Annotated in this window: 18 protein-coding genes; 4 read left to right on the forward strand and 14 right to left on the reverse strand. The window is 56.6% G+C overall.

Going from position 1 to position 24,391, the window contains the following annotated elements; genetic code table 11:
• Positions 1–12: 12 nt before the first annotated feature.
• From KHQ26_RS10790 to KHQ26_RS10820, 7 genes are all read right to left on the reverse strand, one after another.
• Positions 13–2,277 (reverse strand): ComEC family protein, encoded by a 2,265-nt coding sequence (locus KHQ26_RS10790; RefSeq protein ID WP_211777885.1) that lies wholly within the window; start codon positions 2,275–2,277, stop codon positions 13–15.
• A 205-nt stretch (positions 2,278–2,482) separates the two neighbouring features.
• Positions 2,483–2,770, reverse strand: coding sequence for an integration host factor subunit beta (gene ihfB, locus KHQ26_RS10795; RefSeq protein ID WP_002898165.1), 288 nt, complete (start codon positions 2,768–2,770; stop codon positions 2,483–2,485).
• Between the two features lie 151 nt (positions 2,771–2,921).
• Positions 2,922–4,595, reverse strand: coding sequence for a 30S ribosomal protein S1 (gene rpsA, locus KHQ26_RS10800; RefSeq protein ID WP_002898162.1), 1,674 nt, complete (start codon positions 4,593–4,595; stop codon positions 2,922–2,924).
• A gap of 133 nt (positions 4,596–4,728) precedes the next feature.
• Positions 4,729–5,412 (reverse strand): (d)CMP kinase, encoded by a 684-nt coding sequence (gene cmk, locus KHQ26_RS10805; protein WP_002898160.1) that lies wholly within the window; start codon positions 5,410–5,412, stop codon positions 4,729–4,731.
• Positions 5,413–5,586: 174 nt separating this feature from the next.
• Positions 5,587–6,870: a 3-phosphoshikimate 1-carboxyvinyltransferase gene (gene aroA, locus KHQ26_RS10810; protein WP_002898157.1), complete on the reverse strand. Its 1,284-nt coding sequence runs from the start codon at positions 6,868–6,870 to the stop codon at positions 5,587–5,589.
• 73 nt (positions 6,871–6,943) lie between these two features.
• Positions 6,944–8,032, reverse strand: coding sequence for a 3-phosphoserine/phosphohydroxythreonine transaminase (gene serC, locus KHQ26_RS10815; protein ID WP_002898155.1), 1,089 nt, complete (start codon positions 8,030–8,032; stop codon positions 6,944–6,946).
• Positions 8,033–8,220: 188 nt separating this feature from the next.
• Positions 8,221–8,913, reverse strand: coding sequence for a DUF421 domain-containing protein (locus KHQ26_RS10820; RefSeq protein ID WP_002898152.1), 693 nt, complete (start codon positions 8,911–8,913; stop codon positions 8,221–8,223).
• Positions 8,914–9,028: 115 nt separating this feature from the next.
• Here KHQ26_RS10820 and ycaO point away from each other — a divergent pair, with 115 nt between their 5' ends.
• The 4 genes from ycaO to pflA all read left to right on the forward strand — a co-directional run bounded on the left by ycaO (position 9,029) and on the right by pflA (position 15,298).
• A complete protein-coding gene (ycaO, locus tag KHQ26_RS10825) occupies positions 9,029–10,789 on the forward strand; it encodes a 30S ribosomal protein S12 methylthiotransferase accessory factor YcaO (protein WP_029497153.1) in 1,761 nt (586 codons plus the stop codon).
• A gap of 385 nt (positions 10,790–11,174) precedes the next feature.
• A complete protein-coding gene (gene focA, locus KHQ26_RS10830) occupies positions 11,175–12,032 on the forward strand; it encodes a formate transporter FocA (RefSeq protein ID WP_211777886.1) in 858 nt (285 codons plus the stop codon).
• Positions 12,033–12,083: 51 nt separating this feature from the next.
• Positions 12,084–14,366: a formate C-acetyltransferase gene (pflB, locus tag KHQ26_RS10835; RefSeq protein ID WP_002898148.1), complete on the forward strand. Its 2,283-nt coding sequence runs from the start codon at positions 12,084–12,086 to the stop codon at positions 14,364–14,366.
• 191 nt (positions 14,367–14,557) lie between these two features.
• Positions 14,558–15,298: a pyruvate formate lyase 1-activating protein gene (gene pflA / locus KHQ26_RS10840; protein WP_002898145.1), complete on the forward strand. Its 741-nt coding sequence runs from the start codon at positions 14,558–14,560 to the stop codon at positions 15,296–15,298.
• Between the two features lie 162 nt (positions 15,299–15,460).
• Here pflA and KHQ26_RS10845 read toward each other — a convergent pair whose 3' ends face one another.
• The 7 genes from KHQ26_RS10845 to lolA form a co-directional block, all read right to left on the reverse strand.
• Entirely contained in the window at positions 15,461–16,609 is a 1,149-nt protein-coding gene (locus tag KHQ26_RS10845; protein WP_004150843.1) for an MFS transporter, read from the reverse strand.
• A 299-nt stretch (positions 16,610–16,908) separates the two neighbouring features.
• Positions 16,909–17,772, reverse strand: coding sequence for a dimethyl sulfoxide reductase anchor subunit family protein (locus tag KHQ26_RS10850; RefSeq protein WP_023159035.1), 864 nt, complete (start codon positions 17,770–17,772; stop codon positions 16,909–16,911).
• Between the two features lies 1 nt (position 17,773).
• The gene (locus tag KHQ26_RS10855; RefSeq protein WP_004150845.1) at positions 17,774–18,391 is read right to left on the reverse strand and encodes a DMSO/selenate family reductase complex B subunit; all 618 of its coding nucleotides are present in this window, start codon (positions 18,389–18,391) and stop codon (positions 17,774–17,776) included.
• Positions 18,392–18,401: 10 nt separating this feature from the next.
• Entirely contained in the window at positions 18,402–20,840 is a 2,439-nt protein-coding gene (gene dmsA, locus KHQ26_RS10860; protein WP_020805015.1) for a dimethylsulfoxide reductase subunit A, read from the reverse strand.
• Positions 20,841–21,040: 200 nt separating this feature from the next.
• On the reverse strand, positions 21,041–22,333 hold the full coding sequence (gene serS, locus KHQ26_RS10865; RefSeq protein WP_002898139.1) for a serine--tRNA ligase: 1,293 nt from the start codon (positions 22,331–22,333) through the stop codon (positions 21,041–21,043).
• Between the two features lie 90 nt (positions 22,334–22,423).
• A complete protein-coding gene (gene rarA / locus KHQ26_RS10870; protein ID WP_019704639.1) occupies positions 22,424–23,767 on the reverse strand; it encodes a replication-associated recombination protein RarA in 1,344 nt (447 codons plus the stop codon).
• Between the two features lie 8 nt (positions 23,768–23,775).
• Entirely contained in the window at positions 23,776–24,387 is a 612-nt protein-coding gene (lolA, locus tag KHQ26_RS10875) for an outer membrane lipoprotein chaperone LolA (protein WP_002898132.1), read from the reverse strand.
• Positions 24,388–24,391 lie beyond the last annotated feature (4 nt).

A 24,391-nucleotide genomic window follows, 5' to 3' on the forward strand; every position in this document is an offset into this window, starting at 1 on the left:
TAGCCGCATATTCTACCCGTTATCGGCGGGCGCGCCAAACCACTGATGATACCAACGCGGTAAAACTTGATCCCGTAAGCTATGGATTTGCCACCCTTCTGCGGAAAAAACCACCGTTATCTGCCCCTGCTGCGGCGTGGCGAACCAGCGATAACCCCGCTGGCGGTAGCGCTGAACCACCTTGTACGAGGGCATCCGCCACGCATTGTAGCGCGAAGCGGAGGCCAGCGCGGCCGCGCCATCCACCCGGCGGATCAGCAGCGCGCTGGAGGAGGTATTGCTGCCGTGGTGGGGAACCTGAATAAGTGTAGACGTCAGATGCCGCCAGTAACGGCTGATCATCGCCTGCTCCGCCTGACGTTCTATATCGCCGGTGAGCAGGATGCTGGAGCGACCATCATCGATCCGCACCACACAGGAATGATTGTTACCCTTTGCCGTGCTGCCCGGTAGCGGCCACAGGGCCTGGAAGTTGAGTCCCTGCCATTGCCAGCGCTCACCGCGATGACATGGCAGATGATGCGCCCAGCCTAACGGGCTGCGCACCCACGCCTGCGGCCATGCCTGCAGCACTGAATCAAGGCCGCCGCGATGATCCAGATGTTCATGGCTCAGCATAATCCCTTGCAGCTGCAGATGGTGCCAGCGCAGCCACGGGATAATCACCTGTTGACCGCTATCACCCTGCGGCCAAGCCGGCCCGGTATCGTAAAGCAATGCCTTACCGTGACGCTCGATCACCATCGCCAGCCCCTGTCCGACATCCAGCATCGTCACCCGCCATCCGTCCGCAGGCGGTTGTCGGCTGAATGGCCGCGTCAGTAAAAACAGCACGCTGAGACACAGCGCCGGTGAATGCCGCCAGCTCTGAAAACGCCAGCCCATCACCAACAGCCACGGCAGGCTACTGATCCACAGCCAGCGAGCATCCAGCGTCAACCAGCCGTCCGGTAAACGTCTTAATCCCCAGAACAATACGGCCAGCACGCGATCGGCCGACAGCCAGAGCAGCGACTCCACTATCTCCGGCCCCGAGAGATGCACCAGCATCGCGGTCAGAATAAGCGGCACCGCCAACAGGGTGACTAACGGTACCGCCAGCAAATTAGCCGCCATCGACGTCAGGCTGACTCCATGGAATAGCAACAACTGCAGCGGCAGCAGCAGCAGCGTCACGCCAGCCTGCAAATGAACAAGAGCAATTATGGTCTTCCACGGCCAGCGCCAGCGGCCGGCAGGCAACGGGAGCCACTGGAACCAGAAGATAAGCCCCGCCACGGCGAAGGCAGATAGCCACAGGCTTTGCGACAGCACCGCCAGCGGGTCGGCAACCAGTATCGCTCCCAGACAGCAGAGCCACACCTGCCACGCCGTCCAGCGTTGACCCGACAAACGTAAAGCACAACAGACCGCAAGCCCTAAGCAAGTGCGCAGGGCCGGCGGCTGCATACCGGTCAGCCAGGCATAGCCGACGGCGCCGGCCAGCCCGGCCAGCAGCGGCAACCGCCAGCCAATCCAGCGGCCCGGGAGAATATACTGCACGCCGCGCAGCAACAGCATGATAAGAGAAGCCGCGAGAGCGATATGCAGACCCGAGATAGCCATCAGATGGGAAGTGCCCGTGTTCTGCATCAGGACCTTTATCTCCGTCGGCAGAGACAGCCGCTCCCCCATTCCTAATCCCAACATCACCGCGCGCCAGGGATAAGTCTGCAGTCGCCGGGTCAGCGACGTCAGATAGCGGGCGCGCAGACTGCAGCGGGCATCCAGCGCGGAAGCGGCGACGATCCCTCCGCTCAGCGGTCGGTGCTGCGCCAGCGCATAGCGCTGGCTGTCGAAGCCCCCGTCATTGAGCTGCCCGTGTACCGGGCGCAGGCGCAGCGTCATCAGCCAGTGTTGACCCGCACAGGCTGGCGCAGGTGCAAGTTCCCCGTACAGCGTTACGCCTACCGGGGGAAACAGATAGCGGCCCCGCAGGCGCACCATTTGTCCACGGTGCAAGGTCTGGCCATCCGTCTCGCTAAGGATCACTTCCGCTTGCCGGATGGCGCCGGTAAGGTGCCGGGTCGGCCACAGCGCCTGATGCGCGCTCAATACTCCCCAGACCACCAGCAGAAGCGTCATCGCCACTCCGGCGGCGGCCCTTCCATGCAGACGAATCAGCGCCAGCGCCAGTGCGCTCGCGCCCGCCAGACTGTACGGGCCCGGCAAGACGGGTAGCCAGAGAAGCGGCAGCATTGCAATGATGGCGCATCCGGCAAGCCATGGTAGACGCATAAACACCTCCCTGTGAGTGGGCAGTGTTACGCAAAGCGGTGCTGGCGTCCTGGCGGCGAATTCAGGTTTGCGCGGCGCATTCCAGACAATCGCCTCGCTTGCAGCCGGGCACGCTTTTTTTGTGAGGATGGCCGTAAATGGCGGGCACAAAAAAAGCACCCGAAGGTGCTTTCTTTATCGTCAGGCAGGCTGCACGTCGTGCAACTCACCCTTCATAAATATTGGCGCGGTCACGTAATTCTTTCCCGGGCTTAAAGTGCGGAACGTACTTACCTTCCAGTTCGACTTTATCACCAGTTTTCGGGTTACGTCCGGTGCGAGGTGCTCGATAGTGCAGAGAAAAGCTGCCGAAACCGCGGATTTCAATGCGCTCACCTTGAGCAAGCGTTGAGGCCATATGTTCCAGCATTTCTTTAACAGCATCTTCCACCGCTTTCGCCGGAATGTGAGATTGCTGGCTGGCAAGTCTTTCAATCAATTCTGACTTGGTCATTATTCCTCCGGTTTCCTTCAAGGCAAAAATTAGCTAACAGCTTAAACAAGGGCGGCCGTAGCCGCCCTTTGTGCTTGATTACAGGACGAATCCTGCAATCTGTCAAGTAAACTCGTCGCTATTCAGGTTGTTATTACCTGAATGACAAAGATTACTCGCCTTTCGCTGCTTTGAACGCTTCAGCCATAGCGTTGTTGGAGAAGTTCGCGTCTTCCTGCTTGTTCACGGTAGCGATAGCGTCTTTTTCTTCCGCTTCGTCTTTCGCACGTACAGACAGGCTCACTACGCGGTTCTTACGATCCACGCCGGTGAATTTCGCTTCAACTTCGTCGCCAACGCTCAGAACCAGAGTTGCGTCTTCAACGCGGTCACGGGATGCTTCAGAAGCACGCAGGTAACCTTCTACGCCGTCAGCCAGTTCTACGGTTGCGCCTTTAGCGTCAACTGCAGTCACTTTACCAACAACGATAGCGCCTTTCTTGTTCAGAGCAACGTAGTTGTTGAACGGATCTTCCGCGAGCTGTTTAACGCCCAGGGAGATACGCTCACGCTCTGCGTCAACCTGCAGAACAACTGCTGCGATTTCGTCGCCTTTTTTGTATTCACGAACTGCTTCTTCGCCTGCAACGTTCCAGGAGATGTCAGACAGGTGAACCAGGCCGTCGATGCCGCCGTCCAGGCCGATGAAGATACCGAAGTCAGTGATAGACTTGATTTTACCTTCAACACGGTCGCCCTTGTTGTGGGTTTCCGCGAACTGCTGCCATGGGTTAGATTTGCACTGCTTCAGACCCAGGGAGATACGACGACGCTCTTCGTCGATATCCAGAACCATTACTTCCACAACGTCGCCAACGTTAACAACTTTGGACGGGTGGATGTTTTTGTTGGTCCAATCCATTTCGGAAACGTGAACCAGGCCTTCAACGCCCTCTTCGATTTCAACGAAGCAGCCGTAGTCGGTCAGGTTGGTCACGCGACCGGTCAGTTTGGTACCTTCCGGATAACGTTTAGCGATAGCTACCCACGGATCTTCGCCCAGCTGTTTCAGGCCCAGGGATACACGGGTACGCTCGCGGTCGAACTTCAGCACTTTAACAGTGATTTCGTCGCCAACGTTTACGATTTCGCTCGGATGCTTAACGCGTTTCCAGGCCATATCGGTGATGTGCAGCAGGCCGTCAACGCCGCCCAGATCAACGAATGCACCGTAGTCAGTGAGGTTCTTAACGATACCTTTGACTTCCATGCCTTCCTGCAGGTTTTCCAGCAGCTGATCGCGCTCTGCGCTGTTTTCGGATTCGATAACGGCACGACGAGAAACAACAACGTTGTTACGCTTCTGGTCCAGCTTGATGACTTTGAACTCAAGCTCTTTGCCTTCCAGGTGCAGCGTGTCGCGCACCGGACGAACGTCTACCAGGGAACCCGGCAGGAACGCACGAATACCGTTCAGCTCAACAGTGAAGCCACCTTTAACTTTGCCGTTGATAACACCGGTAACAGTTTCAGCGTCTTCGTAAGCTTTTTCCAGCGTGATCCAAGCTTCGTGACGTTTAGCTTTCTCACGGGACAGCAGAGTTTCACCGAAGCCGTCTTCTACTGCATCCAGAGCAACGTCAACTTCGTCACCAACCTGGATTTCCAGCTCGCCCTGGGCGTTTTTGAACTGCTCAGCCGGGATGGCGGACTCAGATTTCAGACCGGCGTCAACCAGTACTACGTCTTTGTCGATAGCAACAACAACACCACGAACGATGGAACCCGGGCGGGTTTCGATTTCTTTTAAGGATTCTTCAAACAGTTGAGCAAAAGATTCAGTCATGTTTAATCTTCAGGTTAATATTAACGTCCACCTGGCTCCGTGCCGGATGGGGTTGTTTCACATACCCGCTGACCATCCATTGCCGCGGGGTACTGCTATAATTCGGAGGCTTCGGCGCGTTACCGGTTAAGGCCTACGCAACGGCCAATTTTTCGCGCGCATATTGTAGCGCTTTTTCAATCACTTGCTCAATGTTTAGTTCGGTTGAATCGAGAACTAATGCATCGGCAGCCGGGACAAGCGGCGCCACGGCGCGATTTCGGTCGCGATCGTCACGCTCTTTTATCTCGGACAAAAGACGTTCAAAGTTAACATCAAAGCCCTTTTCCTGCAACTGCCGCATGCGGCGATGCGCCCGCTCGTCGGCCGAGGCATCGAGGAAAATTTTCACCGGCGCGTCCGGGAAAACTACCGTTCCCATATCGCGACCGTCGGCGATAAGCCCCGGCAGTTCGCGGAAGGCGCGCTGGCGGCGCAGCAGCGCTTCGCGAACGCGCGGAAAAGCCGCCACTTTCGAGGCCGCGTTCGCGACCTCCTGAGTGCGAATTTCGCTACTGACATCTTCCCCTTCCAGCACCACTTCCAGGTTGCCGTCAGTAGAAATAAAACGCACGTCAAGATGGGCAGCCAGGGGCACCAGCGCCTCTTCGGACTCCACGTCGACATGATGATGCAGCGCCGCCAGCGCCAGAACGCGGTAGATCGCGCCTGAATCTAACAGATGCCAGCCCAGCGCTTCCGCCATTGCCTTGCACAACGTACCTTTACCCGCACCGCCAGGCCCATCAATGGTGATTACCGGAATATTCGCCGTCATCTTTTTCTCCTTCAGCAAGGCGCATGGAATATAAACGCCGCGCATTATACGCATCAATACGCCGGAAAGTGAGCATTGCTTGTAAATTACGGACTACAGGAAATGAAAAGCAGAAGTTTTGCGCAATTATAGCGGGCTGACAGGACATCAGCCCGCGGGATGACAAAGTTTTACTCAGGCGAGGGTACTGATCCGCGCCAGCTGCTCAAAGTAGTCAGGGAACGTTTTGGCCGTACATTTGGGATCAAGGATGGTCACCGGCGTATCAGACAGCGCTACCAGCGAGAAGCACATCGCCATCCGGTGGTCGTTATAGGTGCCGATTTCTGCGTACTTCAACTTTGCCGGCGGGGTGATGCGGATATAATCTTCCCCCTCTTCCACCTCGGCGCCCACTTTACGCAGCTCGGTCGCCATGGCGAACAGACGGTCCGTCTCCTTGACCCGCCAGTTGTAGATATTGCGCAGGGTAGTGGTCCCTTGCGCGAACAGCGCGGCGGTGGCGATGGTCATCGCGGCGTCCGGGATATGGTTCATATCCATATCGACCGCCTTGAGCTCGCCGTGGGTGCAGGCGATGAAATCGTCGCCCCAGGTGACGGTGGCGCCCATTTTCTCCAGTACGTCGGCGAAACGAATGTCGCCCTGTACGCTGTTGCGGCCGATACCGGTGACTTTTACCGTGCCGCCCTTAATGGCGCCAGCGGCGAGGAAATACGAGGCCGAGGAAGCATCGCCTTCCACCAGGTAATCTCCCGGCGACTGATACTGCTGCTTGCCGCGCACCACAAATCGCTGATAAGACTGATTGTCCACCTCAACGCCGAAGGTTTTCATCAGGTGCAGCGTAATGTCGATATAGGGTTTCGACACCAGATCGCCCTTAATGACGATGACGGTATCCTGCGGCGCCAGCGGCGCGGTCATCAGCAGCGCGGTCAGGAACTGGCTGGAGACGCTGCCGTCAACCTCGACGTTGCCGCCCTGAAAACCGCCGCGCAGGCGCAGCGGTGGATAATTTTCCTGCTCCAGATAGTCGATCTGAGCGCCGCCCTGACGCAGGGCATCCACCAGATGGCCGATCGGACGCTCTTTCATCCGCGGTTCGCCGGTCAGCACGATATCGTTGCTGCCAAGGCACAGAGCCGCCGCCAGCGGACGCATCGCGGTACCGGCGTTGCCAAGGAACAGCTCCAGCGCCGCGGCAGAGCGCAACGGGCCGCCGTTGCCGGTCACTTCGCAGCGGGTGCGGTCGGCAGACAGGGTATATTGAACCCCCAGCGCACTCAGGGCATTCAGCATATGGCGCACATCGTCGCTGTCCAGCAGGTTGGTCAGCACCGTCGTGCCGCGGGCCAGGGCAGCCAGCAGCAGCGCGCGGTTGGAGACGCTTTTCGAACCTGGCAGGTTCACGGTGCCCTCTACGCGTGCGATGGGTTGTAACGTCAGGGATTCCATCAAACTTCACTCTCAAACAAACAGAATAAAAACCCCGCAGACAGGCCGCGGGGAGGAAGAAAGAAACAGGCGATTAACCGTGGCGGCGTTCGAAGTCCAGCATAAAGTCGGTTAACGCCTTCACGCCGTCCAGCGGCATGGCGTTGTAGATGGAAGCACGCATGCCGCCCACCACCCGGTGGCCCTTCAGCGCGTGCAGCCCGGCAGCAAACGACTCTTCGAGGAACAGTTTGTCCAGGGCGCTGTCCGCCAGCTGGAACGGTACGTTCATACGCGAACGGTTGGCCTGCGCCACATCGTTACGATAGAAGCCGCTGTTATCGATCACGCCGTAGAGCAGTTCGGCTTTCTGCTGGTTGATTTTATCCATCGCGGCAACCCCGCCCTGCTGTTTCAGCCACTTAAACACCAGTCCAGCCAGATACCATGCGAACGTCGGCGGTGTGTTAAACATCGAGTCATTCTCGCTTAACACGGTGTAGTCAAGAATTGACGGGCAGGCCACGCTGGCTTTGCCCAGCAGATCTTCACGCACGATGACCAGCGTCAGCCCAGCCGGACCGATATTCTTCTGCGCGCCGGCGTAGATTACGCCGAAGCGGTTGACGTCAATTTCGCGGGAAAGAATGGTGGAGGAGAAATCGGCGGTCACGATGACGTCGTCGCCGAAGTTCGGCGTCTCATCAATCGCGATACCGTCAATGGTTTCGTTCGGGCAGTAGTGCAGATAGGCCGCCCCCGGGGTCAGCTGCCACTCGCTCATCGGCTTCACAGCGCGCTTGCCGTCGACGGTGATTTTCGCGTCGATAACGTTCGGCGTGCAGTATTTCTTCGCCTCTTTGACCGCGCTGGCCGCCCAGTAGCCGGCGTCCACATAGTCAGCGACCTTTTTATCGCCGAGGATGTTCAGCGGGATCCCGGCGAACTGGCCGCGGCCGCCGCCGTGGCAGAATAAAACTTTATAGTTGGAAGGGATGTTCAGCAGAGCGCGGAAGTCCTGTTCTGCCTCTTCTGCCACCTGGATAAACTCCTTACCACGGTGACTGATCTCCATGACCGACGTCCCCAGACCGTGCCAGTCGCACAGTTCCTGCTGCGCCAGTTTGAGTACTTCCGCCGGCAGCATCGCCGGGCCCGAACTGAAGTTATAGACCTGAGCCATTTCCCCTCACCACGTTGCTATGTTGTTTTGCCCGCGAACCGCCGCGGGCATAAGTTATTCCTGTGGCTATCGGTTTTATCATTCAGTGACACGGTCCGCAATGGCTAAAACTCGCCGACGGTAAAACGCGGCCGCCGTCACACAACAGAATCTATCGGCTTGACGTAATAAAACCGACATATTTGCTGTCAGGTAAGCCGTTTCGCCCGGCTGGCCTTCGACCATTCTGCATTTGCGCAGCGCGGACATATTCGTTTTTCTCCCGCCTGCATCGCCATTACGATGCTGCAGCGCACGCAGGCATAGATCCCCTCTTGCGGAATGGTGGTATAGCGTGTGGTACAATGCGCTGGAAGGATCGATAATCCGGCCCTCACCTCTTCATCGGGATAATAAAACACGCTGATCTGCCCGTTGGTTTCGAGGATTGCCAGCCGGACCTGGCCAAGCTGCTCGACGCTGTTGACCCGCAGCTCCATAAAAAATTCGAATTCGGTCATGTTTTCCGCATGCAGCTTCTCCCAGGCCAACTGTCCCTCTTCCACCACTACGATAGGTTTCCCCTCCAGTAGATCCTCCAGCTTTTCGCTATGCCCCATCAGCCACATAATGCCGCGATACAGTAGCGCCAGCGTAACGAAGACCACCAGCACCGGCAGCAGCGGCACATCGTCATAAAACGCCACGTCACCCGCCGCCGAGCCGAGGGTCAAAATAATCAGCACCTCGAACAGCGACATCTGCCGCACGCCGCGCCGTCCGGTAATCTTGAGGAAAATAAAGACCAGAACGAAGGTATAGAGGCTGCGCAACGCCACCTCCGCCAGGAATTCCACCGGTACTTTATCGAGCGCCATCCGCTGCCAGTCAAAGGCTTTCATTTTCCATCTCCCTGTGTATTAAAGATGCCTCTAAGCATAGCCAGATGATGGAGATAGCACCTGTCAGATAAAAGCCGTATCATTGCGCGCTTTCCGTACGACAAAAGTGATCGCCATGACCCAAACGTTTATTCCCGGCAAAGATGCCGCCCTGGAAGATTCCATCGCTCGCTTCCAGCAGAAATTGCTCGACCTCGGATTTGATATCGAAGAGGCCTCGTGGCTGAACCCGGTGCCGCACGTGTGGTCCGTTCACATTCGCGATAAAGCGTGCGCGCTGTGCTTTACCAATGGTAAAGGCGCCACCAAAAAGGCAGCCCTGGCCTCCGCGCTGGGCGAATATTTCGAACGTCTGTCCACTAACTATTTCTTCGCCGACTTCTGGTTAGGCGACACTATCGCTAACGGCCCGTTTGTTCACTACCCGAACGAAAAGTGGTTCCCGCTGACTGAGGATGATGAAGTCCCGGAAGGTCTGCTGGATGCCCGCCTGCGCGCGTTCTACGATCCTGACGATCAGTTAACGGCCAGTATGCTGGTGGATCTGCAGTCAGGTAACGATGAGCGCGGCGTGTGCGGTCTGCCTTTTACCCGCCAGTCCGACGGCGAAACCGTCTATATTCCGATGAATATTGTCGGTAACCTGTACGTCTCCAACGGCATGTCCGCCGGTAACACCCGCAACGAAGCGCGGGTACAGGGTCTGTCAGAGGTCTTTGAACGTCACATTAAAAACCGCATCATCGCTGAAAGCATCAGCCTGCCGGAGATCCCGGCGGAAGTCATGGCGCGCTATCCGGGCGTCGTGGAGTCGATCGCCAAACTGGAAGCTGAAGGTTTCCCGATCTTTGCCTATGATGGCTCGCTGGGCGGCAAATATCCGGTTATCTGCGTCGTGCTGTTTAACCCGGCTAACGGCACCTGCTTCGCCTCCTTCGGCGCCCACCCGGACTTTGGCGTGGCGCTGGAGCGAACCGTCACCGAACTGCTGCAGGGCCGCAGCCTGAAAGACCTCGACGTCTTCACGCCGCCAACCTTCGATGACGAAGAGGTCGCCGAGCACGCGAACCTCGAAACCCACTTTATCGACTCCAGCGGCCTGATCTCCTGGGATATGTTCAAGCAGGACGCCGACTATCCATTCGTTGACTGGAGCTTCTCTGGTACTACCGAAGAAGAGTTCGCCACCCTGATGGCCATCTTCAAGGCCGAAGATAAAGAAGTGTACATCGCCGACTACGAGCACCTGGGCGTTTACGCCTGCCGTATCATCGTCCCGGGGATGTCGGACATATACCCGGCGGAAGACCTGTGGCTGGCGAACAACAGCATGGGCGCTCATCTGCGGGACACCATTCTGTCCCTGCCGTGCAGCGAGTGGGATAAAGAAGATTACCTGGCGCTGATCGAGCAGATGGACGATGAGGGTCTGGATGATTTCACCCGCGTTCGCGAACTGCTGGGGCTCGCCACCGGAAAAGACAACGGCTGGTATACCCTGCGCGTCGGCGAGCTGAAAGCGATGCTGGCCCTGGCCGGCGGCGATCTGGAACAGGCGCTGATCTGGACCGAGTGGACCATGGAATTTAATGCTTCGGTCTTCAGCGCGGAGCGCGCGAACTACTATCGCTGTCTGCAAACCCTGCTGCTGCTGAGCCAGGAAGAAGAGCGTCAGCCGCTGCAGTACCTGAACGCCTTCATCCGTATGTACGGCGCCGACGCGGTCGAAGCCGCCAGCGCGGCGCTGAGCGGGGAAGCGCCGTTCTATGGTCTCCAGGCGGTCGATAGCGATCTGCAGGCCTTCCCGGCCCATCAGTCGCTGCTGAAAGCCTATGAAAAACTGCAGCGGGCGAAAGCGGCGTTTTGGGCAAAATAAGCCCAGCTTGCGCCATCGTTAATGCTTACAACGGAGCCCTCAGCGGCTCCGTTATTTAACCCTGAGAAAGCGCCTCCTATAATTTGTAGTTGTAAAGTTAATTAATGTTAAATAACGCCATTTCATCATTTATCAATTGTTAAATTTAATAAAAATACTCCATTTTAATTAACTCAAAAATGGGGGTAAAAAAGAAAAAATTCAACATTATCTATAAAATTTAAAAATTATTTTCTATATATATTTCATGCAGTTAGAGGTAATTTCAATAAAAACCACACACTAAAAAGGCATATAGTTCCGGTGAGATATGATCTATATCAATTTCCATTCTATAATGCTTTGTTAGTATCTCACCGCCAACTTATATAAAGAGAGAGTTAGTGTGAAAGCTGACAACCCTTTTGATCTTTTGCTCCCTGCCGCGATGGCGAAAGTCGCCGAAGAAGCAGGTGTCTATAAAGCAACGAAGCATCCGATGAAGACGTTTTATCTGGCGATCACCGCTGGCGTTTTCATCTCCATCGCTTTCGTATTCTATATCACCGCGACCACCGGCACTGCCGCGATGCCTTATGGGATTGCCAAACTTATCGGTGGGATCTGTTTTTCTCTGGGTCTGATTCTGTGCGTTATCTGCGGCGCTGACCTCTTTACCTCTACGGTACTGATCGTGGTGGCCAAAGCCAGCGGTCGAATTACCTGGGGGCAACTGGCAAAAAACTGGCTCAACGTCTATTTTGGTAACCTGGTGGGCGCGCCGCTGTTTGTGCTGCTGATGTGGTTATCAGGCGAATATATGACTGCCAACGGCGGCTGGGGGCTAAACGTTCTGCAGACCGCCGACCACAAAATGCACCATACTTTTGTGGAGGCCGTGAGCCTGGGTATCCTCGCTAACCTGATGGTTTGTCTCGCCGTATGGATGAGCTATTCCGGTCGTAGCCTGATGGATAAAGCGATGATCATGGTCCTGCCGGTAGCGATGTTCGTTGCCAGCGGCTTTGAGCACAGCATCGCCAACATGTTTATGATCCCGATGGGTATCGTAATCCGCAACTTTGCAAGCCCGGAATTCTGGACCGCCATCGGTTCGACTCCGGAAAGTTTCTCTCACTTGACCGTTATGAACTTCATCACTGATAACCTGATTCCGGTAACTATCGGGAACATTATCGGCGGGGGTCTGCTGGTCGGGTTGACATACTGGGTCATTTACCTGCGTGGCAACGACCATCACTAAGGGTTGTTTCAGGCAGTAAATAAAAAATCCACTTAAGAAGGTAGGTGTTACATGTCCGAGCTTAATGAAAAGTTAGCCACAGCCTGGGAAGGTTTTGCGAAAGGTGACTGGCAGAATGAAGTCAACGTCCGTGACTTTATTCAGAAAAACTACACCCCATATGAAGGCGACGAATCCTTCCTGGCTGGCGCGACTGAAGCGACCACCAAGCTGTGGGACACCGTAATGGAAGGTGTAAAACAGGAAAACCGCACTCACGCGCCTGTTGATTTTGACACTGCCCTGGCTTCCACCATCACCTCTCACGACGCGGGCTATATCGAGAAAGGTCTGGAAAAAATCGTTGGTCTGCAGACCGAAGCGCCGCTGAAACGTGCGATCATCCCGTTCGGTGGTATCAAAATGGTTGAAGGTTCCTGCAAAGCGTATAATCGCGAGCTGGACCCGATGCTGAAAAAAATCTTCACAGAGTACCGTAAAACTCACAACCAGGGCGTTTTCGACGTCTATACCCCGGACATCCTGCGCTGCCGTAAATCCGGCGTGCTGACGGGTCTGCCGGATGCTTACGGTCGTGGTCGTATCATCGGTGACTACCGTCGCGTTGCGCTGTACGGTATCGACTTCCTGATGAAAGACAAATTCGCCCAGTTCAACTCTCTGCAAGCGAAACTGGAAAGCGGCGAAGACCTGGAAGCGACCATCCGTCTGCGTGAAGAAATCGCTGAACAACACCGCGCACTGGGCCAGATCAAAGAGATGGCCGCTAAATATGGCTATGACATCTCTGGTCCGGCGACCACCGCTCAGGAAGCGATTCAGTGGACCTACTTCGGTTACCTGGCTGCCGTGAAATCTCAGAACGGCGCGGCAATGTCCTTCGGTCGTACCTCCAGCTTCCTGGATATCTACATCGAGCGTGACCTGCAGGCGGGTAAAATCACCGAGCAAGACGCGCAGGAAATGGTTGACCACCTGGTCATGAAACTGCGTATGGTTCGCTTCCTGCGTACCCCGGAATATGATGAACTGTTCTCCGGCGACCCGATTTGGGCAACGGAATCCATCGGCGGTATGGGCGTTGACGGCCGTACTCTGGTGACCAAAAACAGCTTCCGCTTCCTGAACACCCTATACACCATGGGGCCGTCTCCGGAGCCGAACATTACTATCCTGTGGTCTGAAAAACTGCCGCTGAGCTTCAAGAAATTCGCCGCTAAAGTGTCCATCGATACCTCTTCTCTGCAGTATGAGAACGATGACCTGATGCGTCCGGACTTCAACAACGACGACTACGCTATCGCATGCTGCGTAAGCCCGATGGTTGTTGGTAAGCAAATGCAGTTCTTCGGCGCTCGCGCTAACCTCGCGAAAACCATGCTGTACGCTATCAACGGCGGCGTGGATGAAAAACTGAAAATGCAGGTTGGTCCGAAATCTGAACCGATCAAAGGCGACGTCCTGAACTTCGACGAAGTAATGGATCGCATGGATCACTTCATGGACTGGCTGGCTAAACAGTACGTCACCGCGCTGAACATCATCCACTACATGCACGACAAGTACAGCTACGAAGCCTCTCTGATGGCGCTGCACGACCGTGACGTTATCCGCACCATGGCGTGTGGTATCGCTGGTCTGTCCGTTGCTGCTGACTCCCTGTCTGCAATCAAATATGCGAAAGTTAAACCGATTCGTGACGAAGACGGTCTGGCTATCGACTTCGAAATCGAAGGCGAATACCCGCAGTTTGGTAACAACGACCCTCGCGTCGATGACATGGCCGTTGACCTGGTTGAACGTTTCATGAAGAAAATTCAGAAACTGCACACCTACCGCAACGCTATCCCGACTCAGTCTGTTCTGACCATCACCTCTAACGTGGTGTACGGTAAGAAAACCGGTAATACCCCAGACGGTCGTCGCGCTGGCGCGCCGTTCGGTCCAGGTGCTAACCCGATGCACGGCCGTGACCAGAAAGGCGCAGTAGCCTCTCTGACCTCCGTCGCTAAACTGCCGTTTGCTTACGCGAAAGATGGTATCTCTTATACCTTCTCTATCGTGCCGAACGCGCTGGGTAAAGACGACGAAGTTCGTAAGACCAACCTGGCGGGTCTGATGGATGGTTACTTCCATCACGAAGCGTCCATCGAAGGTGGTCAGCACCTGAACGTGAACGTCATGAACCGCGAAATGCTGCTCGACGCGATGGAAAACCCGGAAAAATATCCGCAGCTGACCATCCGCGTATCTGGCTACGCCGTACGTTTTAACTCCCTGACCAAAGAACAGCAGCAGGATGTTATTACCCGTACCTTCACTCAGACCATGTAATTCCCTGTCTGACTGAAAAGGCGTACAATAAAGGCCCCACATCAGTGGGGCCTTTTTAACAAGCATTCCCCGCCCCAGCCTGCTTTGCCAGTTATCTATACTTTGGGTACCTGTCAAAACAGACTCGACGCAGCCGCTGAGCTGCGCACCAACACGGCCCCGGATGGGCCACATCTGGAGAAAACACCGCAATGTCAGTTATTGGTCGCATTCACTCCTTTGAATCCTGTGGCACCGTTGATGGCCCGGGCATCCGCTTTATTACCTTTTTCCAGGGCTGCCTGATGCGCTGCCTGTACTGCCATAACCGTGACACCTGGGATACCCACGGCGGCAAAGAAATCACCGTTGAAGAATTAATGAAAGAGGTGGTGACCTATCGTCACTTTATGAATGCTTCCGGCGGCGGCGTCACCGCCTCGGGCGGTGAGGCGATCCTGCAGGCGGAGTTTGTTCGCGACTGGTTCCGCGCGTGTAAGAAAGAAGGCATCCACACCTGCCTGGATACCAACGGCTTCGTACGTCGCTACGATCCGGTTATCGACGAGCTGCTGGAGGTAACAGACCTGGTGATGCTGGATCTCAAGCAGATGAACGATGAGATTCACCAGAACCTGGTGGGCGTCTCTAACCATCGTACGCTGGAATTCGCCCAGTATCTGGCGAAGAAGAATATCAATGTCTGGATCCGCTACGTGGTGGTTCCCGGCTGGTCAGACGATGATGATTCCGCGCACCGCCTGGGCGAATTTACCCGCGATATGGGCAATGTCGAAAAAATCGAGCTGCTGCCCTACCATGAGCTGGGTAAACACAAATGGGTAGCGATGGGCGAAGAGTACAAGCTGGACGGCGTCCATCCGCCGAAGAAAGAGACCATGGAGCGGGTAAAAGGCATCCTTGAGCAGTATGGTCACAAAGTAATGTACTAATCCCGCCCGGGCCGGTGATGCGCTTATGCCGGCCTGCAACGGCGTGGGAAGCTGTGTCCGCCCCGCCGTTTCATTCTCATGAAAAACGACTTGTCCTCTCTGCGGCAGAAAGCCTATGCGATTGCAGCAGATGACGCGCAGCATGCGCTGCGCGTTGCAGGGTCAGGCGTGCGCCACCGGCGTCGGATGATGCCCGGCTTTGCGCAGCAGGGTCAGCAGATAGATAAACGACACGCTGGCGATCATGATAAACAGCAGGTTGTCTGAGAAGTTCTGCATCAGCATCGCCGTCAGGGTCGGGCCCAGCAGGCTGCCGATGGTATAGCTCATCAGCAGCGCCTGATTCATCGCCACCAGCTGATGGTGCTCCACTTTTTCACAGGCCCAGGCCATCGCCACCGGATACAGCGTGAAACCAGATGCCCCAAGCACAAACAGCGCCGGGGCCATTGCCGCCTGACTAAGCATCGCCAGACATCCCAGAATGACCACAAAGACCTGTACCCGCAGCACCAGCAGGCGACCGTAGCGGTCTGCCAGGCGCCCTACCGGCCACTGGCCGAGGATCCCCGCACTCACCATCACCGCCATCCAGAAGCCGATGCCGGAGTCGCTGACGCCCTGATGGTTCAGCCACAGCGGCATCAGGCCATACAGCGAGCCGAGGACAATCCCCGAAATAATACAGCCATTGACCCCGTGGCGCGCCTGGCGTAGCTTCAGCATCGGCCAGATACGTACCGTTTCATGCGGCTCTTCTGCCTGCCCCATAATGCGGGTAAACAGCAACGGCAGGATCGCCGCCAGCGCCAGGCCGGTCACCCACGGCAGGACGCTCATTAAATCGGTGGGTAATTTACTGACCATCAGCTGGCCCAGTACGGTACCGACGTAATAGACCATCATGTACGCCGCCAGCAGACGACCGCGACTGCGGGAAGTGCCGCTGCAAACCAGCGCGCTTTCCACCACCACCCAGATCATCGCGCAACCTACGCCGGCGATAAAACGCCAGCTCAGCCATGTCCAGAAGCCAACGGTGATCCCCAGCCCTACGCAGCCGACGGCGAAAATTAACGATGCGAGATAATAGCTACGGTTAAACCCCAGGCGCTTGATCACCCAGCCGGCCAGCAACGTACCGGCCAGGTTGCCGGTAAAATAGGATGACCCCACCATGCCGACCTGCCAGGTTGGCATGTTTTCATGGGCGAGCCAGAGCGGGACGAGCGTATTCAGCACCGCTATCGCCAGGGTCAATAAAAGCAGGCCACAGAGCAGCATTTGCACTGGCCGGGTGTAGATGGTCATGGGTAAAAACCGTGAGGAATGTTCAGATCGCGAGCGCATCATGCCACTGCTAAAAACATTGTCAATCCACCTGAAATCAGGCGTGACGCGGTTTTGTCGGCTACGATAGAAGTTTTTTATCCAGAGGATGAAAAAAGGTGAGACAACAGATAATACGCTATTGTTTTTGCTGGTTTATTAATAAATGCCGAAGTTAATTTCAGTTGAAAAATTTCATCTATCGACAGCACGTTTTCATCATGCCGGTGGTTAGGCACCGGCATGATGGAGGTGGTTAGGCACCGGCATGATGGAGGTGGTTAACTGGCGACAGCCATCCCAACGGTCATATGCAGGCCATAGAATACGCCGCGGCCGATCATCTCTCCCGCCAGTATCAGAACAAAGGCCAGGCCGAGCAGCGAGACCGCCGGTTTGCGGCCGCGAATCTGCGGCACGCACCAGCAGGCCAGGGCCAGCGCCAGCAGCACCATGCGCCAGGCCATAAGCAACCCGTAATCCGGCACCAGGGCGGAGGCCTGCTGAACTGAGCTGCGGATGGTGGCAAGTTCACTTCCCTGCATCACGACCACCATAATACTGACCAGCAGCGCCAGCAAACTAACCACCGGCAGCAGGCGCAGCGCCCAACCATCGACGCCTGCGACGCGCAGCAGCAGGTAGCCCAGCAGTGGACCGCCGATAAACAGCGTCAGGAAGAAGCTCAGCGGCGTCCAAACGGTGTACCAGGTCGGCACCGTGTCGATGGTGTTGTATACCCGCACCATCATCCACACGAAAATCACGCCCAGCACCATGGTCACCACCAGCCACAGGCTCCGCAGGCCGGCAGGCAGCTTTTTGCACACGGCCAGCAGCCAGCCAATTCCGCCGACGGCGAAGAAGATCGCCCCGCTGGCTATTTCATTACTCAGCGACGAGGCTCCCACGCGATTCAGCGAATTAAAGGCCCGCAGCGGCGAGCCAAGGTGCATCGTCGAGGCAATAAACCCGATCCCCATCAATACCCACAGGCCGAACATGCTGCCCACCACTCGCTGCTCCTGCTCACGGGAAAGCTTGCCTGTCATCAGCGCCAGCGCCAGAACAATAAAGCCGCCTACGACGCATTGGCCGAATACCGTAAAGACCATCAGCGGCCATTCATGCCATCCGTTTCCCATCTCACACCTCCTTCGGGTTCGCCAGGTAACCGGTGGTATCGCCACACGGCCGGGCATTGGCGTTAGGTTTGATAACGATACTCGGCCGGGTAAAGTGCGCCGACGGCAGCGGCGCTACCGCGGCCAGCTGGCCGTGCTTAGCGCGCAGTTCGGCAATCGGCCCGAAATCCAACGCCCGCAGCGGGCAGGACTCGACGCAGATCGGCTTTTTCCCCTCGGCGACGCGCTCGTGACAGCCATCGCACTTGGTCATATGGCCTTTGTCGGCGTTGTACTGTGGGGCGCCGTACGGGCAGGCCATATGGCAGTAGCGGCAGCCAATGCATACCTCTTCGTTGACCACCACAAAACCGTCTTCGCGCTTATGCATCGCGCCGCTCGGACAGACCTTGGTGCAGGCCGGATCTTCACAGTGGTTACAGGCGATGGAGAGGTAATAGGCAAACACGTTCTGCTGCCAGACGCCGTTGTCCTCCTGCCAGTCGCCGCCGGCATATTCATAGATGCGGCGGAAGCTGACCTCCGGGGTCAGGTTCTTGTAGTCCTTACAGGCCAGTTCGCAGGTTTTGCAACCGGTGCAACGGGCGGAATCAATAAAAAATCCATACTGAGTTGTCATCGGTTACTCCTTACAGCTTCTCAACCTGAACGAGGTTGGTATGCGACGGGTTTCCCTTCGCCAGCGGCGACGGACGCTGGGTGGTCAGCACGTTGATGCTGCCCGCCTGATCCACACGCGAGGCGTCCGGGTTGTACCAGGCCCCTTCCCCCAGCGCGACGACGCCCGGCATCATGCGCGGCGTCACCTTCGCTTCGATATGCACTTCACCCCGATCGTTGAAGATGCGAATACGATCGCCGTTGGCAATGCCGCGCTTGCGGGCATCGATCGGGTTAATCCACATCTCCTGCCGACAGGCGGCCTTCAGCACATCGACGTTGCCGTAGGTCGAGTGGACGCGAGATTTATAGTGGAAGCCGGTGAGCTGTAGCGGGTATTTCACTGTCAGCGGATCGTTGTAGTTTTCGAAACCCGGGGTGTAGATCGGCAGCGGATCGATAACATCCCCTTCCGGCAGCTCCCAGGTGGCCGCGATTTTCGCCAGATCCTGCGAGTAAATTTCGATCTTGCCCGAAGGCGTGGTCAGCGGATTAGCCTGCGGATCCTCACGGAAGGCTTTGTAGGCCACATGATGACCTTGCGGATCGCGCTGCTTATAGATGCCCTGCTGACGGAAGGTGTCGAAATCCGGCAGGTCGGGAATCGCTTTGCGCGACTGCTCATACAGATAGCGCATCCAGCCTTCCTGGGTACGGCCCTCGGTAAACTGCTCTTCGACGCCCAGACGCTTTGCCAGTTCGCTGGTCATCTCATAGATGGTTTTGCATTCAAAGCGCGGCTTGATGGCCTGATCGGCAAAGATAACGTAGGACATGTTGCCGCAGGAGGCATCCAGCGCGAAATCCATCTGCTCGGAGGCGGTACAGTCCGGCAGCAGAATATCAGCGTATTTCGCCGAGGAGGTCATATGGCAGTCAATGACCACAATCATCTCGCATTTCTTGTCGTCCTGCAGGATTTCGTGGGTCCGGTTGATCTCAGAATGCTGGTTAATCAGACAGTTGCCCGCATAGTTCCAGATCATTTTGATCGGCACGTCGAGCTTATCTTTACCGCGTACGCCGTCGCGCAGAGCGGTCATTTCCGGGCCGCGCTCAATCGCATCGGTCCACATAAACATCGAGATACTGGTCTCAACCGGATTCTCCAGCGTCGGCATACGCTCAAAAGGCAGACTATACGAGCCCTCGCGCGCCCCGCTATTGCCGCCGTTGATCCCGACGTTACCCGTCAGAATGGCGAGCATTGAGATGGCGCGGGTGGCGATCTCACCGTTGGCGTGACGCTGCGGACCCCAGCCCTGGCTAATATAGGCCGGTTTGGCGGTGGCAATTTCGCGCGCCAGTTTAACAATGCGTTCGCGCGGAATACCGGTAATCGTCGAGGCCCACTCCGGCGTTTTGGCGATACCGTCAGTGCCCTGGCCAAGAATGTAAGCTTTGTAATGACCATTGGCTGGCGCACCGGCGGGCAGCGTTTTCTCGTCGTATCCCACGCAGTATTTATCGAGGAAAGGCTGGTCGACCAGATTCTCGGTGATCATCACCCACGCGAGGCCCGAAACCAGTGCCGCATCGGTCCCCGGACGAATCGGGATCCATTCATCTTCACGCCCGGCGCCGGTGTCGGTATAGCGCGGATCGATGATTATCATCCGGGCATTGGATTTCTGCCGCGCCTGTTCAAGGTAGTACGTTACCCCGCCGCCGCTCATCCGCGTTTCGCCGGGGTTATTGCCGAACAGCACCACCAGCTGACTGTTTTCAATATCCGATGGGCTGTTGCCGTCCGCCCAGCCGCCGTAGGTGTAATTCAGACCGGCAGCAATCTGCGCTGATGAATAGTCGCCATAATGGTTGAGATAGCCACCGCAGCAGTTCATCAGACGGGCAATCAGCGTTTTCCCCGGCGGCCAGGAGCGGGTCAGCGTCCCGCCGAGCGTGCCGGTGCCGTAGTTCAGATAGATGGATTCATTGCCGTACTCTTTAATCAGCCGCTGCATATTGCTGGCGATGGTATCCAACGCCTCTTCCCAGCTGATTTGCTCGAACTTGCCCTCACCGCGTTTACCAACGCGCTTCATCGGGTACTTCAGACGGTCCGGATTATAGACCCGGCGGCGCATTGAACGCCCACGCAGGCAGGCGCGGACCTGGTGCAAACCGTCATAGTTATCATCACCGGTATTATCGGTTTCGACGTATTTAATCGCGCCATCCACCACGTGCATGCGCAGCGGGCAACGGCTACCGCAGTTGACGGTGCAGGCGCTCCAGACCACCTTCTCACTGGCGGGCGCCGGCGTATCGGCAGCATGCGACAGTCGGGTAAAAGGTAACGTTAGTGCGTTGCTGGCCAGCGCCAGGCCGCCTATTGCCGTGGTTTTCATCAGACCACGGCGGCTTACCTCAGCAGCCAGTAAAGCATCAGGGGCTTTAATTTTCATGGATACTCGCTTTGGTTGCTCACAATAAACTGACAAGCGTTATATAGACATATATATAATGCTTTGCGATATTATTGGTTTTTTATGCTGGTTTAATCCAAAGGGAGTATCACTGCATTCGCGAAAAGGATTATTGCCCGGTATCAATAAGGGCGTAAAAAAAGCGCCCGCAGGCGCTTTTAAAAGAAGGAGTGAGAAGTTTAGCCGATATATTCGAGGCCGCGCATATACGGGCGCAGCACTTCCGGGATCTCGATACGGCCATCAGCCTGCTGATAGTTTTCCATCAGCGCCACCAGGGTACGACCTACTGCCAGGCCAGAACCATTCAGGGTATGAACGAGACGGGTCTTCTTATCGGACTTGCTGCGGCAGCGAGCCTGCATACGACGCGCCTGGAAATCCCAGACGTTGGAGCAGGAGGAGATCTCACGATAAGTGTTTTGCGCCGGAACCCATACTTCGAGGTCATAGGTTTTGCAGGCGCTGAAGCCCATATCGCCGGTGCACAGCGCGACCTTACGGTACGGCAGGCCCAGCAGCTGCAGCACTTTCTCGGCGTGACCGGTCATCTCTTCCAGCGCGGCCATAGAGTCTTCCGGGCGGACGATCTGCACCATTTCAACTTTATCGAACTGGTGCATACGGATCAGACCGCGGGTGTCGCGGCCATAGGAACCGGCTTCAGAGCGGAAGCACGGCGTATGGGCGGTCATTTTGATCGGCAGATCGTCTTCGTCGATGATTTCATCGCGCACCAGGTTGGTCAGCGGCACTTCCGCCGTCGGGATCAGCGCGTAGTTGCTGCTGTCAGCCTCTTCTTCCAGCGGACGGGTATGGAACAGGTCGCCGGCGAATTTCGGCAGCTGGCCAGTGCCATACAGGGTGTCCTGGTTTACCAGGTACGGGACATAGTTTTCGCTGTAGCCATGCTGTTCGGTGTGCAGATCCAGCATGAACTGCGCCAGGGCGCGGTGCAGACGGGCCAGCTGCCCTTTCATCACCACGAAGCGCGAGCCGGTGAGCTTAACGGCGGCGGCAAAATCCAGCCCCCCGTGCATTTCACCCAGCGTCACATGATCGCGCACCTCAAAATCGAACTGACGCGGCGTACCCCAGCGGCTAACTTCAACGTTGTCGTTTTCATCGCGACCAACCGGCACATCATCATGAGGAATATTCGGGATCGCCAGCGCGATATCGCGAATTTCCGCCAGCAGCGTTTCCAGCTCGGATTTTGCAGCATCCAGTTGTTCGCCAAGCTTGTTAACTTCCAGGCGTAATGGCTCGATGTCTTCCCCGCGCGCTTTCGCCTGGCCAATGGATTTCGATCGGGAGTTACGCTCCGCCTGCAGGTTTTCCGTTTGCACCTGCAGAACTTTACGACGCTCTTCAAGCGCGCGAAGTTTATCTACATCCAGCTTAAAGCCCCGGCGTGCCAGTTTTTCTGCGACTGCGTCTGGCTCGGTACGCAGCAGATTGGGATCGAGCATGCTTATCCTGTGCTTATCGAATTAAAAAAGAAAAGTGGCCGCAGACTACGACCACGGAAATAGTGTAATAACCTTACCGCAACGCCTCAATTAGCGGTAGCGTTTTATCGGGCTATTTTGATCCTGTTCAGCGAGCCAGGCGAGCTTTTCGCCAATTTTGCCCTCAAGCCCCCGGTTTGTCGGGTGATAATAGCGCGTTTGCGCCATTTCCTGCGGGAAGTACTGCTCGCCGGCGGCGTAGGCGTTGGGTTCGTCATGAGCGTAACGATACTCCTGGCCGTAGCCCATCTCTTTCATCAGCTTCGTCGGCGCATTGCGCAGATGCACCGGAACGTCGTAGTCAGGACGATCCCGCGCGTCGGCCAGCGCCGCTTTGAAGGCGGTGTACACCGCGTTGCTTTTCGGCGCGCAGGCCAGATAGACGATGGCCTGGGCAATCGCCCGTTCGCCTTCCGCCGGCCCGACGCGGGTAAAGCAGTCCCACGCCGAAATGGCGACCTGCATCGCCCGCGGGTCGGCGTTGCCGACATCTTCCGAGGCAATCGCCAGACAGCGGCGGGCAACGTACAGCGGATCGCCGCCGGCGGTGATGATCCGCGCGTACCAGTAAAGTGCCGCATCCGGCGCGCTACCGCGCACCGACTTATGCAGGGCGGAAATCAAATCGTAGAACCGGTCGCCTTTATTATCAAAGCGCGCGCTGCGCTCGCCGGCGATCTCGGTCAGCAGTTCCGCCTTCAGCACCCGCTTGCCCGAGTCATCGCTTTCGGCCATATCGGCCATCATTTCCAGGGTATTCAGCGCTCGCCGCGCGTCGCCGTTCACTAGCTCGGCAATGGCCCTGCGGGTCTCATCCGGCAAAACGATATCCTGGTCGCCGTAGCCGCGGGTTTTATCGTTCATCGCCTGGTCAAGCACCCGCTCGATATCGTCGGTGGTGAGCGATTTCAGTAAGTAGACGCGGGCGCGGGAGAGCAGCGCCGAGTTAAGCTCAAAGGAGGGGTTTTCGGTGGTCGCGCCAATAAAAGTGATGGTGCCGTCTTCAATATGCGGCAGAAAGGCATCCTGCTGGCTTTTATTAAAGCGATGCACTTCGTCAACAAACAGGATGGTCCGCCGGCCGGCGTTGCGATTTTGCCGCGCGCGCTCAATAGCCTCGCGAATCTCTTTCACCCCGGAGGTTACCGCTGAGATCCGTTCGACATCGGCGCTGGCGTAGCGGGCAATCACTTCCGCCAGAGTGGTCTTGCCGGTACCCGGCGGCCCCCAGAGGATCATCGAATGCAGGTGCCCGGCCTCAATGGCCCGCGGCAGGGGTTTACCCGGCGCCAGCAGGTGCTGCTGGCCAATATACTGCGCTAAATTTTCTGGCCGCATGCGAGCGGCCAGAGGTTGAAACGCGTTGTCGGAAAAATCGAGCGACAGATTGCTCACTTTCGCCTCTACTTACGTTGATCGTCCACCGTCACCCCTTTCGGCGGCGTAAAGGTGAACTTAGCTGCGTCGACGGCGCCGTTCTGCTGCGATTTCAGCTGATAGCTGCTGCGCTGATCATCCTGCTCGACGGCGCTGAACTGATGGATAGTGCCGTCCCGACCGACGTTGATCGTGAACTGCTTGAGGTTGCCGCTGCCGCTTTTTGGCGTCAGCACAAAATCATCGCCATTTTGCTTGATATTATATTGCTGCCAGTCGCTGGACTGGTTGCGGGCAATCAGCATAAACGGCGTGTTGCTGGTGGCGTCTTTCAGCCAGGTCGCCGTGGCCTGCTCGACGAACGGATTATAGAACCACAGCGTTTTACCATCCGAAACGAGGACGCTCTCATCCGGCTGGGTCATATGCCAGTTAAACAGGTTCGGGCGTTTCACCCACAGGTCTCCCTGCCCGTCCTGCACGGCGTTACCGCTGCCGTCGGTAACTTTTTGCGTGAAGCTGGCATGGAAGCTGCTCACTTTATCAAGACGGCTTTTTAAGTCGCTGGCCGCATCTGCCCAGACCTGGCTGACGACCATACCAGACAGTAATGCACAGGTGATTGCGAGTTTTTTCATTGTT

It is taken from the genome of Klebsiella sp. 10, from assembly GCF_018223925.1.
In the GTDB taxonomy this organism is placed as follows: Bacteria; Pseudomonadota; Gammaproteobacteria; order Enterobacterales; family Enterobacteriaceae; genus Klebsiella; species Klebsiella pneumoniae.